Here is a 17,519-nt window from a genome sequence, read left to right as displayed (position 1 = left end):
CACTCCTTCTCTTCATCCTATTTATCCAGGCGTGAGGCAAGATCAGCCAATTCGGCGTGACATCTGGGGCCTCGCCTCACTCCCTCAACCCGAGTACACTCAATTATGAGTCGGCTCAGAATTATTGTCAAGGAGGTCCCATGGGACGCGGTCACATGCCGATCGGGCGCCGCGAGCGGGCCAAGCAGGCCAAGCGTGAGCGGATCATGACCGCAGCCCGCGAACTGTTCGCCGAACACGGCGTCAGCGGGGTCACGACACGGCAGATCGCCCACCGGGCCGACGTCGCGATCGGCACCCTCTACCTCTACGCGTCCACGAAGGCCGAGTTGCTGATCATGGTGCAGAACGAGAAGTTCGCCGCCGCCATCGACGTCGGCCTCGCCGCCGCGAACGCCACCGTCGGACAGGGCGTACTGGAGCCCGTCATCGCTCTCATCCGTCCCGTGGTGGAGTGCCTGAGGGAACACACCGAGAACGGCCGCACATACCTGCACGAACTCGTTTTCGGCGACCCGGCCGAGCCCTACCGGCAAGCGGGTCTGGCCCTGGCCGGCCGCTTCGAGGTCGGCATCACCGGCCTGCTCACCCGCGACGCGCACATCGATGCCGCCGACGCGGCAACGCTGGCGCGAGTGATCACCACGATCATCCACATCAGCACCACCGCCACCCTGTACCTGCACCGGAGCGACGAAGCCCTCCTCGCCGACATCCGCGACCAGATCCAGGCCACCCTGGCGCCCCACCGCCGCGCGGCATGACCACTCGCCTCCACGAGCCAACCATCGAACACCCTGGAAGGGGGCACGTCAGGGGCGCGCACTACGACGTCATCGTCCTCGGTGCCGGCTCGAGCGGGTACGTCGCCGCGATCCGCGCCGCGCAACTCGGCAAGAACAGCCAGTCCGGCAGTCCGGCAGTCCGGCAGTTCGGCAGTGCGGACAACGGACAGCCGCAACCCCTGTCCATAACTTCGGCTCGCCCGCGCACCCCGGCAGCAGCACCGGATCGGGGGCAGAGGCAGCGAGCATCGGCTCCGGCAGCGTCCACGTCACACCCCCATGCCTTCCACCCAGACCGCGCGTCCGCAATCCGAAAGCACCTCGTGCAGGCCCGGCCACAAGCCCGACGGTGCGGGACCGAGCAGGGTGCCACAGTGCGCTGACCTGCTGTGGTCGGGGTTATGGTCGGCGACGCCCGGCACATGGTCCGGCTACGAGGGCAGCTCCTGGCGCACGTTCAGATAGCAGCGCAGCCTGACGCCAGGCTCACCCGCTACCCGGGTCCTATGGTCCGCCGTCGCGGTCGCCCACCGCGTCGCCAGCAGCCCCTGGACGGCGAGGACGGTCTTGTCATCACACGCCGCGATCTCCACCACGGCCAGCCCCGGCTGCGCCACGTGCGCTTCGCTGATCGGCTCCATGCACAGCACGACGTGCGGCGCCCGGAGAAGGTTCTGCGCCCGGGCGGGCTTCACCCGCCCGGGTACGCGGTGGGCCGGTGGCTAACGAGCTCGTGCACGGTTGGCGGTGAGACGTCGAGGCCTTGATGGTTGATCATGGTCGGGTGGTGGGGAACGCGACTCGTGCAGTGATCATCAGCAACCGGCGGATCACGGGCCAGACGGCCGGAGTGATTGCCGAACTCGTCGGCGAGATCGGGCCGTTGTGGCACGAGCGTCACCAAGCCAGGCTGGCCTCCCGGCCGCGGAAGCGGGCCTTGGGTGCCAGTGCGAAGCACCGGCTGGTGTTCGTCGACCGACTGCTGGCCACGCTTGTCCATCTTCGCCACGGGGTCACCCACGACGTGCTGGCCTGCTGGTTGGGCGCGGACCGCTCCGCGATCACCCGGGCCGTCAACGAGGTGCGGCCCCTGCTCGCCGAGCGAGGCTGCACCGTCACCCGCGACGTGCGGCTGCGGTCCTGGCCGAGGTCGTCAACCACCTCGGCGCGAGCGGGAAGACCGGCATCGTCGACGGAACCGAGATCCGGGTCCGCCGGCCCGCCGTTGGACGCAGAACGCCCCGGACCGTCCGCTGGCACGACGCCCTCGCCACCACCTGAGGGACCGCCCTGATCGCCGCAGTGCACCGCCCGGCCCCCGGGGTGCAGCTGCGGCTGACCGCCGAGCCCGGCGACGACACCCCCGAACAGCCCGTGACCGCCGAGAGGTACGCGGCGGCCGATCACCTCACCGTCTCCCGGCGCGGTCGCCTCCATGACCGAATCGACGACGCACTGACCGCACTCGGTCACGAGCGCCGCGTCATCGCCTCCGCCCCCACCACGGCCACCGCACTGCAACTCGCCCGCGAAACCGAGCTCGTGGTCACCTTCCCCGACGCGGCCACCCGCTCCGCCCGCCACCAGCTCGGCCTGACTACACTGCCGCTGCCGCTCGACCTGCCCGAAGTACCCCTGTACATGCTCTGGCACCAGCGCCACGACAACGACCCCGCCCACGCCTGGCTGCGCGAAACAGCCACCCGAACCCTCCAGGCCTTGTTCACCCCCTCTGAGTGAGGGTCTGCTTCTCGGCTGTCCTTTTCATTCGGCTTAGCTGTCACGCCACTTCGGGGGCGATTCGTGGGTGAGGCGGCGGGTCCTGATGAGGCGGTGGGCGCGGCCTGTGTCGCCGAGGTCCAGGAGGGCCTGGCCGGAGTCCACGGCGAGATCGGCTTCGGATACCCAGGCGCACCAGGCAGACCGGTCGGTGCCGGCGTCGCCCAGGTGTACTCCGCCGCGGCGAGGGCACGCAGCGCGGCACGCCGTTCGCTCCTGTCGCCCTGTGCGGGCGAGGGTGCGGGCGAGGCGTGGCTGGAGCAGGCAGCGAGCGGCGGGGTTTTGGGCGCGGGTCAGGGCGTAGTTGAGCACCAGTGGTTTCCCGTCGGAATCGCCGAGGCCCAGTCGAGGGCCTTGGCGATGTTTTCTCGAGCGTCTTGTGCAAGGCGGTGGACCGAGAACGTGCCACAGGAGCCTCGTACGTTGTGGACCCCGTCACCCGATGAATGGCCACGCCGAAAACGCTCACTGGGTTCCGATGCCGTCAGGACGTCGAGGTCCCGCCCTTGCGTGATCGCGGTTGCGGGGGACGTCGGCATCCGGTATTGCACCCAAGTGGTGATCATGGCGTTTCGAGCGTTACATGAGAAGAGGGGGATGCCAAGACGGCGATTGCTGGAAACCCGCGCCGCTCGTCTGTCTGCGTCTGAACATTCTCTTCAGGGAATTCCCATGACACACGATCCCCATGCCTCAGTGTCCAACCAGCTCGGCGAAACGCTGAATGCCCCCCAGGAGCAGACTGTTTACCAAGAGCCCTCCGATGGAGAATCGAGCTCTGGAAGCAATCTGACCCCGGACGGGTCGGAGAAGGTGAGCGGTTACGTCCGTGCCACTCCCGCCGGTGTGCAGGCGGATGAGGAGGTACCGCTGTCCACTTCTCTGCCGGACATCGGCGCGGCCTCCTTCGGAGGCGACGGCGCGTCGGTCGAGACCGTCCACCTCCCCGACGACCGTGCACAGATCACGGACACAGCGACCTACCCGTGGCGCGTCCACTGTTCCCTGCTCGTCACGGCCGCCGACAACTCCCACTGGATCGGCACCGGTTGGTTCATCGGACCGAACACGCTGATCACCGCGGGGCACGTGGTGTACATCAAGAACAGTGGTGTCCCCGGACGCGACGGCTGGGTGAGAGACATCCAAGTCATGCCCGGCCGCAACGGCGCGACCCTGCCGTACGGCTCCGTCACCAGCACCAGCTTCCGGTCCGTTAAGGGCTGGCTCGAGTCCGGTGATCAGAACTACGACTACGGGGCGATCAGCGTTCCGACCCAACTGGGCGCGAAAACGGGGTGGTTCGGCTTCGGCATCTGGCCGGATGCGGAATTGCTGAGCACGGTGGGGAACATTTCCGGCTACCCCGGCGACACACCGTCCGGCACCCAGTGGTACGCGGCGCGCGGAATCAATTCGGTCAACACGCTGAAGGTCCACTACGACATCGACACCGCCGGCGGACAGAGCGGCAGCGCCGTTTATCGCGAACTCGACGGAAAGCGCTACGGCTTCGCCATCCACGCGTACGGCGGTACCACCACGAACTCCGGGACGCGCATCACCAAGCAGGTGTACGACAATCTCGTGGCCTGGAAGGCATGAGGGCGCACAGGCGCCCCGGGCCGTCACGCGGACGGAGTACGAGGGAATCGGGCGGCGGTGGACGTTGCCTCATCAACGGAATCGTGCTCGACAGCGTCGGCACTCCGGTCGCGGGTGCGACCGTCCACCTCGCCGACGGGCCTGGCCCATTCCCGGATGTCGCAGCCCTGACCGGCGAGGACGGCCGCTTCTCCTTCGCGGTGCCGGTGAAGGGCGTCTACACGCTCATGTGTCGGGCGCCCGACGACACGGTCTGGCAGGTCTCGGCACGCGCCGTCCCCGCGGAACCGGTCCGGGTCGAATTCCACGTCGGCGACGTGTGAGCGGCGGACCGCACGCCTTCGTTCCGCATCCCCCGCCCTGCCGGAGGAACAACAGAAGAAAGGGTGAACGACAATGGTCAACGACCCCGTGGGCACATACGGCTTCGGCGAGCAGCCCAGCCGTCCCAACGGCACCGTCCTGGGTCATGACTCCGAGTACACCGGCCGGTATGTCGTCCTGTTCGATCCGAGTAGTCAGGAGAGCGGAGTCAGTGCGCTGAGTTCCGCCGCCGGTATCGCGCCGCTCGAGCGCGTCACGGGCACCGAGTCGGGGAACGTCGCCGAACTCCTGGAACGCCCCGACGTCTCGGTGCTCTTCGAGGATCTCAGCGCGGCGGTCGTCGAGGTCAGGCCCGAGCAGCGCCACGCGCTGGTGACCACCGCCGAGGCCGAGCCGTCGATCGTCACGGCGGAACCGGAGCGGATGGTTCACGCGCTCCCCATCACCACGCCCCAGCAGGCGCCGACCGAGTTCTTCCCGGCGTTCCGCAGCGACGAGGACGTGATCGCCCGTCACACCAGGGCCGAAACGGCAGCGGTACAGGGCCCGTCCTGGATCGAGGACGGATACACCTGGGGTCTGCAGGCCATCCGGGCCCATCTGTCCCAGCTGACCGGGGACGGTGTGAAGGTCGCCGTACTGGACACCGGTGTGGACACCGACCATCCGGACCTCGCCGGGCATCTGGAGGCGACGGAGTCCTTCGTGCCCGGCGAGACCGTGGAGGACGTCCACGGCCACGGCACGCACTGCATCGGCACCGTGGCCGGCCCGGCAGACCCCCAGCAGGGCCCCCGCTACGGCGTGGCCCCCGAGGCCCGGATCCTCGCGGCGAAGGTGCTCGACAACATGGGCAACGGGCCGGACGGCCAGATCCTCGCGGGCATGGCCTGGGCCGTCTCCCACGGAGCCCGGGTGATATCCATGTCGCTCGGCTCGCGGGTGCGGCCGGGCGAGCTCTTCCCGCAGACGTACGAGACGCTGGCCGTGCGCGCTCTCGCTCTCGGCACGGTGATCGTCGCCGCAGCGGGAAACGACAGCCGCAGGCCCGTCAGGACCGCCCCGGTGAGCCGGCCGGCCAACTGTCCCTCCATCCTCTCGGTGGCCGCGCTCGACCCGGCGCTCGCAGCCGCGCACTTCTCCAACGGGACTGTCAACGGCCAGGGTGGCGAGATCAACATCGCCGCGCCCGGCTGGCAGGTGCGCTCGGCCGCCCCCGGCGGCGGTTACCGGGCCATGAACGGGACCAGCATGGCGACACCGCATGTGGCGGGCGTCGTCGCCCTGCTCGCCCAGGCGCATCCCGACGCCTCCGCGGCCGATCTCTCGGCCGCTCTGGTCGCCGGCGCGTTCCCGCTGGGACAGCCGGCCGCCGACATCGGCGCGGGCCTGCTGCAGGCACCGTGAAGGGGACGTCCGGGCCCACGCCGGTCGGGGTCGTCGTGGCGGTCGACCCCGACCGCTTCACGGAAGCGGTCGAGGGCCTGCGGCGGGCCGGCCTGACAGTCACGAGCGAGCAACGGGTCCTCGGCACGCTCTCCGGCACCGTCGCGGAGGACCGGATCGGCGCCCTCGATGCGGTCGACGGCGTCAACTTCGTCGACCGCGAGCGCACCGCGCGGCTCCCGCGCCCCGACTCACCGATCCAGTGACGCGTGCGGGGCACGGACGCGACCGACGCAGTCGTCCGCGGCGTCAGGCGGGCCGTCCCTCGCGCGGGCGCACTGAGCGAGCGGCACGCCGGGGGAGGTGCGGATACTGACAGCACGGGTGTTTTCTGCCCCGCTTCTCTCCCTCACCGCAGCAGAGGTTTCCATGAACGCTGAGCCCTCGGATTCCCCCCGCCGGACGCGGAAGGCCCCGGCCCGAAGCAGAACGGCTGCCAAGAAGACGGCCTCTGCCGGGAAGCAGCAAACTCGCAAGGCCGCGCCCTCTCGCAAAAGCGAGGGGAGTGGTGAGCTCCGGTCAGGGCCCATCGCGGGAACCGCGCTGGTGAACGGCGCGACCTTTCACGCCAAGGCTCTCCGCTATGCCGAGGTGGACGGGCTCGCGATGTTCGAAGGCGACATCGTGCTCGGCTTCGTGGAAGGGGCGGCGGGGGAGGCCGACAGCGGGCTGGCGGTCTCGTCGATCGGGATCGTGCCGTTCGAGGAAGGGGAAGCGCGTCGCTGGCCCAACGCGACGGTGCCGTTCGAGATCGATCCCGGTCTGCCCCGGCCCGAGCGGGTCACGGACGCGATCGCGCACTGGCATGCTCGTACCCGCATGCGGTTCGTTGAACGGACCACGGCCAACTCGGCTCAGTTCCCGGACTACGTGCGCTTCGTTCCGGGCAACGGATGCTCTTCGCGCGTGGGCCGCCACGGCGGTGAGCAGCACATCACACTGGGCCCCAACTGCTCGACGGGAAACGCGATTCACGAGATCGGCCATACCGTGGGCCTGTGGCACGAGCAGAGTCGCGAGGACCGGGACCAGCACGTCATGATCGTGTTCGCGAACATCGAGCCGGACATGCAGCACAACTTCCTGCAACAGATCGCGGACGGCGACGACCTCGGGCCGTACGACTTCGGCTCGATCATGCACTACCCGGCGACGGCCTTCGCGATCGACCAGAGCCAGCCGACCGTCGTCCCGCGCGTGCCGCTCCCGCCCGGCGTCACGATGGGCCAGCGCACAGGACTGTCGCAGGGCGACGTCGACGGAGTCCACATGATGTACCCGGCCCCCGTGCCTCCCACGCAAAAGGAGGTGGGAAAGGATCCCGGGGTCGATGCCACCTTCAAGGAGGTGACGAAGGACCCGGTGTCCGAAGGGCCGCCCAAGATTCCGGGACTGGACCTCATGAGCCCGCAGGCGCCCGCCGCTCCGTTCGTTCTGGCCACGCCCCACCGGTCACCGGTGATGACGGGCCGACCGGATGGAGTGGCCGAGCAACTCGAGCAGTTGGGGCAGATGGTCGCCCACCTGCAGCAGGGTCTGTCCGCGGTCCAGGCGAGCCACCAGCTCCTGCTGACCCAGGTGGGGACCTGGTACGGCGGTGGCCCCGGGCAGCCTCGATGATCCTGGTCGTTTCCCACGACGAGGACCACACCCGGGCGGTGACGGGCCGGCTCGAGGCGGCCGGGCGTGAGGTGGTCCGACTCGACCTGGCCGACTTGCCCGCCCGCGGCGGGATCAGCCTCGAGTACGCCGCGGCGGGGGAGCCGGTGCACACGGTCCGGACCCCGACGGCCCACGTCAGGCTCGACCAGTGCCGCGCGGCGTGGTGGCGCCGTGTACGTCCCTTCACCCTCGCTCGCGAGTTGAGCACTCCGCGGGACCAGAGCTTCGCGACCAGCGAGACCGGCCAGGCGGTGCACGGTCTGTTCCACGCGCTCCCCTGTGCCTGGGTCAATCCGCCCACGAAGGACTGGGCCGCCCATCACAAGCCCTACCAGTGGGCAGTCGCCCGTCGCACAGGGCTCACCCTGCCTCGCACCCTGGTCACCAACGAGCCGGAACGGGCCCGCGGTTTCATCCGCGAGACCGGCGTCGGCCGCACCGTCTTCAAGGCCTTCATCGCCTCCGCCGACGCATGGCGGGAAACCCGGCTCGTCCGCACGGAGGATCTGGCGGCCTTGGAGTCCGTGCGCTATGCCCCTGTCATCTTCCAGGAGTACGTGCCGGGCGTCGATCTACGGGTGACCGTGGTGGGTGATCGTGTCTTCACCGCTGAGATCGACGCCTCGCGGACCAGCTACCCCGCAGACATGCGCATGGTCATCCATGAGGCTCACGTGCGGCCGGTGACCCTGCCTTCGCCCGTCACCGGCCAACTGCTCCGCTTCATGCGCGCCCTTGGCCTGGTGTACGGGGCTGTCGACCTGCGGCGGCGTCCGGACGGCGAGTACGTCTTCCTCGAGGTGAACCCGGCGGGTCAATGGTTGTTCGCGGAGGAGCGGACCGGTCTGCCCATTACCGCGGAGATCGCCGCGCTGCTGGCCCGCCTCGACGGCCATGGGTCCGCCTCGGACCCGGGGGTGAGGGCTGCGCGCGGGGGGACGTCATGACAGGTACCGTCACGGGCCTGGTGGCCCTGCCACCCGACGCACCGGCGGGAAGGGCCGCGTCCCTGCTGGTCGAGGTCCGTGACGTCTCCCGGGCGGACGCGCCTTCCACAGTGGTCGGAGCGCAGGTCCAGACGAACGTCCAACTGTCACCGGGAGGCCGCGTTCCCTTCAGTGTGGAGGTGCCCGGCCTGGATCCCTCGGCCCGCTACGGACTGCGCGTCCACATCGATCGCTCCGGAAGCGGCACCGTGGAGTCGGGTGACCTTCTCAGTACCCGGGCCGTGCCCGTCCGGACTGACGCCGCGGACGACTTGGAGGCACCGGTCAGTGTCGTGTGAGTGGCCGGTGCGTTTGCGGGGCTCCGGTCGCGGTGACAGGCTGGAAGGTGTGGCGGACCGTGCCCGGAGGCAATCCCCCACCCCTCGCCGCGGAACATGCTCGCGGCGTTGACCGCCCCAGGGCGTGAAGTACAACTCCTTTCTGGATTACCGCATTTCGACGGGCGGCACGCCCACACATGTCGGTGTGCCTGTCCTGGGGAGATGAACCCATCATGGCGACCACATTCGAGACCGAGGTCGTGGATCCCGCCAACGCCGCTCACGGGCAGGTTTCCCTGACTCTTGACCCGAGTGACAACCCCTTGCTCGCGTACACGACGCCGTCCGGCGACGTCATGCTGGCCAGGAGGGGCGAGACAGAGTGGCAGTGCGAACGGCTGCCTTCGGAGTCGGCGGCGCACGACGCCTACCGCATCGGTCTGGCCGTCGACAGCGGGCTCAACGAGCATGTCTCCTATCAGAGCAGAGCCACGGATCACCTGATCTACGGGGTACGCAAGGCCCATGAGACCCAGTGGGATCTCGAGGAGGTTCCCACGTCTGCGGGACTGTTCCCCGACCGCATCCGTTTTCCCTCCATGAGGGTCAACGCAGGTGTCTTCAGCGAGGATCCGTTCAAGGACAGGCCTCACTTCGCCTACCAGTCGGGCCTGCAACTGTGGCACGCGACCAAGGCTCCGCCGAAGAGCGACCCGGGCAAGCCCGCGACCTGGAGGAAGAACGTCCACGTCGTCGATCCGGGGAATACGGCGGAGGCAGGGTGGTTCCCGGCACTGACCTTCGACCGCAGGAACGAGACGTTGCGGATCGCCTACGTCGACGATCTCTCACCCACGGGGGCGTCGGCCAGGCGGCTGCACGTCGGAACGATGAGTCCTGGTACCGATTTCGTCGGGCAGGAGGACAGTTGGCACATCCAGGTCCTGCACGGAGGCCAGGTCTCCGGAGAACTCCCGGCGATGGAGCACTCCATCACCGGGGAGAGCGTCGTCTCCTACTACGAGACCCAAGGACGCACGCTCAACGTCTGCATCTTCGGCAACTTCCCCGAGTCGCCGGCGATCGAGGTGGTGGCGGGTGACGTGGACGACGTCGGCGGCCGCCACTCGGCGTGCGGCATCGGCTTCCCGGCGAACATCTGTGTCGTCTACGGTTCCGGCGGCCAACTGAAGTTCGCCAGGCGTACCGGCATCGGAACCTTCGACATCCAGGACGTGGAGGCCGGCGGCGCGTGGAGCGACCTGAAGGTCGACGGCGTGGGGAGCCTCCACGTGGCACACATCGCCGGGGGAACGCTGCGGTACGGCCTGGCGCCGACGTAGCCGACGGACCACTACCTGACGCGACATGGCCCGGCACGGTCGCGCGCAGGGGCAACCAGGCGGGCCCGGCGCGGGAGTCCGGTGCCGAGTCGTGGCATCGAAGCGGGTGATGACCAATGGAACCCCAGAGTTTCCTGATCGTGCGATCCGACGACCTGGTGGTCCTCGCCACACGGTTGTCGGGGTTCGAGATCCGTGACCAGGATCCGTCCGGCCGGCCCGTCCTGGCGGCGACGGGGCCCGAGGCAACCGTGACCGTGGGGCTTCCGCCGCAGGCGATCCTGGAACAGCCGACCGCCCCCGGCTTCCAGGCGGCCGGTGTCGTGCACACCGCCTCGCGCCTGTCCGGTTCCGGCGAGCTGGTGTTCCGCGTGCCCGCGGGGACCGTGATCGAGCTGAGCGCGGCCGGCATTCTCGGGGCGCTGGCCGACGGCCGAGCGCGGCTCGAACCGACCTCGGCCATCGAGATTCCGTGGGGACTAAAAGTGGCGCCGCTGGCGCGGACCCAGGGCGCCGAGGTGGTGGCCGAACACACGGACCGGCCCGTGATCGCACCCGGGTCGGGCACGGTGGCCCTGTGGTCCATGCCGCTGCGGGCGAGTGACGCGACACCCGGTGACGCGGGCCTGACGATACTGCCCTCATTCGTCGCAGACAGCGGCATCGTCGCCGAGAGCCCCTTCCAGAGCCCTTCCCTGGACGGGTGGCGGCGGGACATCGTGTCGTCCGGCCAGAACGTCTCGGCGCCCCTGGCGACCCGCCTCGAGCTGACCTCGCTGGGTGGCTCGCTCTCGGCCGCCGGAACGTGGCCTTCCCTCTCGTGGACCCACGAGACGGTCCTCGGGCGCGATCAGAAGGTGGATGTCGCCGCGCAGGGAACTCTGTGGCCGTTCGGCTTCCGAGCGGTGTACCAAGAGGTCACAACGCGGGAGTTCGTGCCCGTGCACAACCCGCAGGCTCTCGGCTGTGTCGCGGGGCTCGTCAAGAAACGGACGCTGGTGATCACCCGACCGCTTCTCGACGGGACTCGCACCCCGACCTTCCCGTTCGACGAGGTCGAGATTCTGGGACGGGAATTCCCCCTCAGCGGCACGGTGGAACCGCAGGACCGTCAGATGTTCCTCCCCGGGGGCGCCGCCGCCCCCGTGCGGTTCCCGGTCCGCTGCCGCTCCGGAAGCACGGACATCGGGTTCTCCCTCCCGCTGGTCTTCGTCAGTGACACAAGTCCCGGCCCCTCCTCGGCCGTTCTGGAAGAGTGGCGGCCCCACTCCACGGCCCGCATCGCGGGCACCCACATCGACATGGTCGGCGCGGAACACAGGCCTGGAGACGTCCTGGAGGTGCACGCGCTCACGTTCTCCGGCGATGACGACGGCAGAGGCCACCGTCCGGATGTCGTGAGGTTCGACGCCGTGCTGCCCGCCCTGCGCTCACTGCTTCCCGGTGCACACGACCAGGCACGGACACTGCGGTACGCGCCGCAGTTGCGCTCGCAGTCGGATCCGTCAACCGGCGTCGAGGCGAGCGCCGCCGTCCCGGAGGTTCCGTTCCTCTTCGACACGCCGTCCGGTGTACCGGTCGACTTCACCCGGAACGCCGACCGCTCGGGCGGCCTGGTCGCCCCCCGGTTCAGCGCCGACGGGATCTCCCGGGAACTCGGGCCCGTACCGACCGGAGTGCTGCCGGGCGCCCCTGATCCGGGGGCCGCCCTGAACTCGGCGTTCGGCGGGGCCACCCTGTTCGGCTTCCCGCTCGCCTCCCTCATCGACGCCACGCTCGCGCCGAAACCGCCCGCCATCGTCCAGCGGCGGGCGAACGACTCACTGTTCACGGAGATGCGGTGGGAAGGGCTCAGGCTGAAGGCGCACGGCGCCTTCCGGGCCAGAGCCACCGGTCCGCCGCCCGAACTCGATCTGTTCGCCGGCTGCGCGCCGGCCACCGGCTCACCCGGCGCGCTGGAACCCGTGACGACCTGCTCCCTGAAGAACTTCGCCCTCGTCCTGCCGCCGCCACCGATGGCTCCGCTCGTGAAGCTGTCGTTCGACTCGGTGACGTTCAGACGCACCGCAGGCCGCGCACCGGCCGTCACCGTAGAAAGCCCGAAGATCGAATTCGCCGGTCCGCTGAAACTTCTGCAAGAACTGCAGACGCAGTTGGAGAAGCTCATCGGGGAGCACGGTCCGACCAGCGGCGTGTCGACCACGGGCGTCACCGTGGGCTACGAGGTCGGCATCCCGAAGGCGGCAGCCGGCGTGTTCGTGCTGCAGAACGTGACCGGGCGGATGAGGGTGGTCGTTCCCTTCGTGGAGAAGCCGGTGACCGTGTCGCTCGGTTTCGCCAGCCGGGAGCACCCGTTCGCTCTCACGATCTCCGCCTTCGGCGGCGGCGGGTACGCCGACATCGAGATCTCGGGCGACAACGAACCGCGGGTGGAGATCTCCCTGGAGTTCGGCGCGATGCTGGCCCTCGACTTCGTCGTGGCAAAGGCCGAGGTGCACGCTCTGGGAGGGGTGCGCTTCCAGCGCCATCCGGACGGTCATGTGGAGTTGGAGGCGTTCATCCGGATCGGCGGCAGTGTGGAGCTGCTCGGCCTGATCACCGTCTCCCTCGAGCTGCGGGTTTCGCTCACCTACCTCGACGGCCCCCCGAGGCTCTTCGGTCGCGCGACCGTCGTGATCGAACTGGACCTGACGTTGTACTCGGAGACGGTGACGATCGACAGTGGCACGTTCGAACTGATCGGGGGCAGTGCCCCCGAAGGACGCATGGACGACCTCTCGGTCGCCGAACGAGACGCGTCGGGCTTCGAAGCCTGGCAACGCTACCGGAAGGCGTTCGCGCCATGAGTGACATGCTGTGGATTCCGGTGCCGGGTGGTTTCGAGAACGGCGGCCCCCTCCTGCGCGTCCTCGTCGTGCCGAGACTGTCCGGCGGGACCCCGGCCGAGCACGGGATGGCCCAGTGGCCACCCACCGCCCTGGCCGGTGACACCGTGCGGGTCGAAACGTTCGCCCCGGGTGCAGCACCACCGGCTGCTCCCGACAGGCAGGTCGACCTGGTACCCCGCATGCACGACCAACCAGGCGTCTGGCAGCGGCTCGTGGCGGGGCTGCCCGTGGAGAGCGCCGAGGTCCGGCCGGCCGGGCCGACCGACGACCCGCTCACCGTGTACGCGACGTCCGAGGACCTGGACGAGGTGGCACGTACCTTCCAGGAGGCGTCCAGGGCCGAGGTCACCACCCAACTCGCCGCCGAATCACCGGACTACACCGGCAAGGTGCGTGACGCGCTGAGGAGTGACCACTGGCTCGGCCCGGAGGTGTCGCGCACCGCCGCCCCTGTGGCCGGTCCTCCGGCCGCCCGGCCGGGATTCAACCGGACGTTGTCGCTGCTGCGCGAACATCCCGCGGTGCTGCGGGCACTGGGCCTGATCTTGGAGCTCCGGCTCGATCCCGGCGGGGCCGACGACCCGGCCGCCGGAACGGTGCGGGTGCTGTGGCCGGGCCGTCCCGCCGGACTGCCCGAGATCGTGTCTCCCCGCACGGCGTTCGGGGACGACTTCCGGCCGGCCGCCACAAGCCGGGTGGACAGCGGCATGGTCACCCTCGACCAGCGGGACGGGAGCGGGGTTCCACGCTGGCAGGTCGCCACCATAGACGTGGACGTGGCCGCCCAGCGGATGCGCGAAGCCGCCCGCGCACTGGCCACGAGCCCGGGCGAGCCACCCGCCCTGCCCGCTCTTCGCTCCGACGGACTCCAACTGGTGCTGCGCGGCAGGGGCGAGGACATGGAGGAGCGGCGCGCAACGGGAGCTCGTACGCTCGGCTCGGAGCCGGACGTCCTCACCGCCGACGACCTGGTTCTCGGCTACCGCGTCGACGTCCTTCCCAATCTCGGCGGGGACGAATGGTTCTCGCTGCACCGGCGCAGGGCCACCTATCGCGTCCATGAGCGGCGCCCCGACGGCGGCCTGTCCGAGGACTTCACCGCCCTCGGCACGGGTGGCGAGGGGAGCGGGGATCTGCCCGAGGAGGGGCACCTCAAGACGAACTCCGCGGTCCAGGACGGCAACGGGCTGCACGCCGACGAGATCGTGGCCGGCTTCCGGGGCTGGAGCCTCGCCGTACCCCGTCCGACGTTCGACGGCGCGCCCAGGCCGACACCACCGCCCGCACCGGGCACGAGCATCAGCATGGCCTGCGAGGCTGAGGAGGGCACGCTGCCCCGGCTGCGCTTCGGACGTCATTACACCCTGCGGGCACGGGTGGCGGACGTCGCGGGGGGCGGGCTCGGGCCTGACGACCCGGCTGCCGAACGGCACACGACGGCACCCGAGTTCTACGGACGCTACGAGCCGATCTGCGCCCCTGAGGTGTCGTTCCCGGAGGGGACCGACGCGGCCGACCTCGGTCCGGGGGAATCGGTCGAGCACGTGGTCGTGCGCAGTGACCCCCTGATGGGCCTCGACGTCGGGCGGTACGCCGAGCTGACGGATCACTCCCTGAACGACGAGCGGGTGCTGGGTCCGCCGCGCTCCAGCCTGGCCGTCGCCGAGCAGCACGGGATGCTCGACCTGGGGCAGGGCGCCGAGGCGGACCGCGTGACCTGGGAGTGGGTCGGTCGCGCACTCGCCGCCGCGGCCCCGGATGCGGCGTCCGAAAGCAACCAGTTCCTGCCCGACCCGGCCGCCGGCGGGATCGTCGCGGCCCCCAAGGAGCCGAACGCCCCCATGCACACGAGGGCCTGGGAGGAGCGCTGGCCCGACCTCGCACCCAAGACGCTGCGGCTGACGGCCCCGTCCACCGGACGTCCGGTGGTCGACTGGGAGGGCGAGCAACTCGCGGTCCGCCTCGCACCTGCCGAACGGATCACGCTCGATCTGTCGACGTTCCCCCAGGAGGACATCGTCGACCACTTCGCCCTGCTCACGGCAGCCGACCCCCCGCCGCCTCCGATCTCGGTGAACGCCCTCCGGCAGGGCCGTCACCCGTTGGTCACGCCCGCCCGCACCCTCGCCCTCGTGCACGCGGTCCAGCACCCGCTCAGGCCGCCGGAGACCGTCCTGACCGTCGAGCGCGCTCAGAACTCGACGTTCGCTGTCTTCGCGCCCCAGTCCGACGTGTTCGACCCCAGGAGCACGGCCCAACTGGCGATCACCGCGAGCTGGCGGGACCAGGTGGACGAGGTGTCCCACCAGGTCACCGAGGTGCCGGTCGACACCCTCACCGTCGCCGCGGACGGACCGGCACGCCCGCCGACACTGTTCCGGCAGGAGTTCGGCGACACCCGCCACCGCACGGTCACCTACACCCTCCGGGCCGTCAGCCGCTTCCGTGACTACTTCCACGACTCCGGCAACGCCGACGACTTCACCGTGACGAGACAGCTGGCACCTGTGGTCGTGCGCAGTACCGCTCGGCCCGCCCCTCCGGCGGTCGTCTCCACCCGGCCGGCGTTCCTGTGGAAACGGAGCGGGGACCTCGAGGCGGTCGGCCACACGCTCGTCCACGAGCGTCTGGGCAACCGCGTGCAGATCGCCCTCGATCGGCCGTGGAACACGACCGGCACCGGCGAACTCCTGGCCGTGGTCGTGCGTCCCGAGGACGAGGCCACCACGGAAGGGCTGAAACCCTTCGTCACCCAGGCGGGTCTCGACCCTCTCTACCCGACCAGGGGTATCCCCATGGGCGCGCCGTTCGCCCGCCACCTCACTGGTGCCGTCGGATCGGAGAGGCGGCTGCGGCTCGACGAGGCCGACGCGGACGTGGTCGTCGTGCCGTACCAGCCGGAGTTCCACTCGGAGCTGGAACGCTGGCTCGCAGACGTGGTCTTCACGGGAGCGGACAGCACGTCGTTCAACCTGGCCCTCGTGCAACTCGCCATCGCCCGGTACCAGCCGAACAGCCTCGACGGCCTCCTGCTGTCCCCCGTGGTGCGCACGGATCTGGTACCCCTCCTCCCGGACCGGTCGTTGCAGGTGACACGCCTCGTCGACCGATACGAGGTCAAGGTGAGGGGTTCCGTCTCGCCCGCCCCCGCCGTCAACAGGGTGGACATGATCCTGGAGCGCTGCGCCCAGCCGGGCGGTCTCACGGCCGACCAGGTCGACCTCGTCGGATTCGACACCGTGGCCGACGTGCCTGCGTGGCAGAGCACCGACCTGCGTCGGCCGGAGCCCAAGCGGGTCGGTCTCTCGCCGACGCTCAAGGAGTGGAAGTCGGAGTTCTTCAAGCGGGTGGACCCCGGCCCGTACCGGGTGCGGGTCCGCGAGGTGGAACTCCTCCCCAACAAGGAGCCCCAGCCCGGGAGGTTCCTGCACTCCGGCAAACCGGAGGAGGTCACCGAACGGACGGTGTTCACCGACACGGTGCTACTGCCTCCGTTGTAACGGGCTCCACCTCCCCGCTCGCGTCAACTCACCTCTTCTGCGCAGATGGTGTGGAGAGTAGTGAAGAACGGTTCATTCGCCTCGCGGCCGTTACGCCCTGGGGTTCGGTTCCGCTACGCGATGCGGTTCTCCACGGACACCGCCACACCGTTCGTACCGACCCCGGCTTGAGGCGGTGAGGGACTCGCCGGTGGCGTGGCCTCCGTGTGACCAAGGGAGGTGGCGAGCCCGGGTCGAACGCGCCGCACCCGAGAGTCGTGGTCGGATGCCCGGCTGCGTAGGTGAGATCGGGCTCTGTTCCACTTCCTGTGGTGCAGTCACTCCCCGTGACGTCTGAGATGGGGTCAGAGCTCTGGCGAGGACTTGCTGATACTGCCTCTGACTCTGTGTATCCGGCCCGGAACCTGGCCCACCGTGCTACAGGGCGATCAGTCCGGCTGTCGTCTCCTGGAAGCCGCAGGCGTCGAAGTAGAACGAACGAAGGTGCTCCTCGAAGTCAACGTGGAGCCACTCACACTTCGCGGCACGAGCTTCGTGAGCAGCAGCTGCGACCAGCGCGCCTCCAACACCGCTCCGTTTGCGATGCTGGGCGACCACCGTGTCCAGGATGAAGGCGTGAACTCCGCCGTCCCAGACCACGTTGACGAAGCCGATCAGCGAGCCGTCTTCCCAGGCGCAGACCCAGCCGAGGCTGTGGCGCACAAGTCGTTCTCGCCAGTCAGTCTGAGTGACCGGGTGGCCGAAGCCGTCAGCATGCAGCGCGTTGAGGGCGGTGTTGTCGAAGTCGCCCCGCCACTCGTACTCGATCGTCACTCCTAGATCGCAGTGTCCGGGCAGGAGGATGCCGCCGTCTGTCTGGCCGGTTTCCAGGTCGTGGCCGTCTTCATCTGGTCAGCAGGGTGATCCGGCAGAAACGGCCT

At 69.4% G+C, this 17,519-nt stretch carries 13 protein-coding genes and 2 pseudogenes; 13 read left to right on the top strand and 2 right to left on the bottom strand.

All coding sequences use genetic code 11. From position 1 onward, the window contains the following. Positions 1 to 140: 140 nt before the first annotated feature. Positions 141 to 764: a TetR/AcrR family transcriptional regulator gene (locus AQJ84_RS38870; protein ID WP_053190306.1), complete on the top strand. Its 624-nt coding sequence runs from the start codon at positions 141 to 143 to the stop codon at positions 762 to 764. A 452-nt stretch (positions 765 to 1,216) separates the two neighbouring features. Here the strand turns inward: AQJ84_RS38870 and AQJ84_RS38865 are convergent, their stop codons facing one another. Continuing rightward, entirely contained in the window at positions 1,217 to 1,426 is a 210-nt protein-coding gene (locus tag AQJ84_RS38865; protein WP_030042951.1) for a DUF6207 family protein, read from the bottom strand. 323 nt (positions 1,427 to 1,749) lie between these two features. On the opposite strand from AQJ84_RS38865, the pseudogene AQJ84_RS44860 reads away from it, so the two are divergent. From AQJ84_RS44860 to AQJ84_RS38805, 12 genes and pseudogenes are all read left to right on the top strand, one after another. Next, positions 1,750 to 1,836, top strand: a pseudogene (locus tag AQJ84_RS44860) (transposase family protein); the annotation flags it as partial. A gap of 194 nt (positions 1,837 to 2,030) precedes the next feature. Next, positions 2,031 to 2,525, top strand: a pseudogene (locus AQJ84_RS38855) (LysR substrate-binding domain-containing protein); the annotation flags it as partial. A 735-nt stretch (positions 2,526 to 3,260) separates the two neighbouring features. Continuing rightward, entirely contained in the window at positions 3,261 to 4,169 is a 909-nt protein-coding gene (locus AQJ84_RS38850; RefSeq protein ID WP_225889263.1) for a trypsin-like serine peptidase, read from the top strand. 83 nt (positions 4,170 to 4,252) lie between these two features. Then, the gene (locus tag AQJ84_RS38845; RefSeq protein ID WP_030042953.1) at positions 4,253 to 4,492 is read left to right on the top strand and encodes a carboxypeptidase-like regulatory domain-containing protein; all 240 of its coding nucleotides are present in this window, start codon (positions 4,253 to 4,255) and stop codon (positions 4,490 to 4,492) included. Positions 4,493 to 4,565: 73 nt separating this feature from the next. Next, entirely contained in the window at positions 4,566 to 5,900 is a 1,335-nt protein-coding gene (locus AQJ84_RS38840) for a S8 family serine peptidase (protein WP_051870132.1), read from the top strand. Beyond that, a complete protein-coding gene (locus tag AQJ84_RS38835) occupies positions 5,897 to 6,145 on the top strand; it encodes a hypothetical protein (RefSeq protein WP_030042955.1) in 249 nt (82 codons plus the stop codon). Before AQJ84_RS38840 ends, AQJ84_RS38835 begins: the two co-directional genes overlap by 4 nt. Before the next feature lie 340 nt (positions 6,146 to 6,485). Further along, positions 6,486 to 7,559, top strand: a complete 1,074-nt coding sequence (locus AQJ84_RS38830) for a M12 family metallopeptidase (protein ID WP_051870133.1) — start codon at positions 6,486 to 6,488, stop codon at positions 7,557 to 7,559. Beyond that, positions 7,556 to 8,548 carry an MvdC/MvdD family ATP grasp protein gene (locus AQJ84_RS38825; protein WP_051870134.1) on the top strand — a complete coding sequence of 331 codons (993 nt, stop codon included), beginning with the start codon at positions 7,556 to 7,558 and terminating at the stop codon, positions 8,546 to 8,548. The genes AQJ84_RS38830 and AQJ84_RS38825 overlap by 4 nt, the downstream gene beginning before the upstream one ends. Further along, on the top strand, positions 8,545 to 8,886 hold the full coding sequence (locus AQJ84_RS38820) for a YbaY family lipoprotein (RefSeq protein WP_030042958.1): 342 nt from the start codon (positions 8,545 to 8,547) through the stop codon (positions 8,884 to 8,886). The genes AQJ84_RS38825 and AQJ84_RS38820 overlap by 4 nt, the downstream gene beginning before the upstream one ends. A 215-nt stretch (positions 8,887 to 9,101) precedes the next feature. Further along, positions 9,102 to 10,211 carry a hypothetical protein gene (locus AQJ84_RS38815; protein ID WP_053190305.1) on the top strand — a complete coding sequence of 370 codons (1,110 nt, stop codon included), beginning with the start codon at positions 9,102 to 9,104 and terminating at the stop codon, positions 10,209 to 10,211. A gap of 116 nt (positions 10,212 to 10,327) precedes the next feature. Further along, the gene (locus AQJ84_RS38810) at positions 10,328 to 13,057 is read left to right on the top strand and encodes a hypothetical protein (protein ID WP_030042960.1); all 2,730 of its coding nucleotides are present in this window, start codon (positions 10,328 to 10,330) and stop codon (positions 13,055 to 13,057) included. Next, a complete protein-coding gene (locus tag AQJ84_RS38805) occupies positions 13,054 to 16,599 on the top strand; it encodes a hypothetical protein (protein WP_053190304.1) in 3,546 nt (1,181 codons plus the stop codon). The genes AQJ84_RS38810 and AQJ84_RS38805 overlap by 4 nt, the downstream gene beginning before the upstream one ends. A gap of 417 nt (positions 16,600 to 17,016) precedes the next feature. Here the strand turns inward: AQJ84_RS38805 and AQJ84_RS38800 are convergent, their stop codons facing one another. Then, a complete protein-coding gene (locus tag AQJ84_RS38800) occupies positions 17,017 to 17,412 on the bottom strand; it encodes a GNAT family N-acetyltransferase (protein WP_030042963.1) in 396 nt (131 codons plus the stop codon). Positions 17,413 to 17,519: the final 107 nt, after the last annotated feature.

Origin of the sequence: Streptomyces resistomycificus, assembly GCF_001514265.1 — a bacterium.
Classification (GTDB): Bacteria; Actinomycetota; Actinomycetes; order Streptomycetales; family Streptomycetaceae; genus Streptomyces; species Streptomyces resistomycificus.
The sequence above is the reverse complement of the archived record's forward strand: the minus strand, read 5'-3'. Positions and strand labels throughout refer to the sequence as shown.

What these genes read in the sequence shown, in the direction of transcription:
- AQJ84_RS38870 (WP_053190306.1), top strand. Translation starts at nt 141, where the DNA reads ATGGGACGCGGTCACATGCCGATCGGGCGCCGCGAGCGGGCCAAGCAG.
- AQJ84_RS38865 (WP_030042951.1), bottom strand. Translation starts at nt 1,426, where the DNA reads ATGGAGCCGATCAGCGAAGCGCACGTGGCGCAGCCGGGGCTGGCCGTG.
- AQJ84_RS38840 (WP_051870132.1), top strand. Translation starts at nt 4,566, where the DNA reads ATGGTCAACGACCCCGTGGGCACATACGGCTTCGGCGAGCAGCCCAGC.
- AQJ84_RS38825 (WP_051870134.1), top strand. Translation starts at nt 7,556, where the DNA reads ATGATCCTGGTCGTTTCCCACGACGAGGACCACACCCGGGCGGTGACG.
- AQJ84_RS38820 (WP_030042958.1), top strand. Translation starts at nt 8,545, where the DNA reads ATGACAGGTACCGTCACGGGCCTGGTGGCCCTGCCACCCGACGCACCG.
- AQJ84_RS38815 (WP_053190305.1), top strand. Translation starts at nt 9,102, where the DNA reads ATGGCGACCACATTCGAGACCGAGGTCGTGGATCCCGCCAACGCCGCT.
- AQJ84_RS38810 (WP_030042960.1), top strand. Translation starts at nt 10,328, where the DNA reads ATGGAACCCCAGAGTTTCCTGATCGTGCGATCCGACGACCTGGTGGTC.
- AQJ84_RS38805 (WP_053190304.1), top strand. Translation starts at nt 13,054, where the DNA reads ATGAGTGACATGCTGTGGATTCCGGTGCCGGGTGGTTTCGAGAACGGC.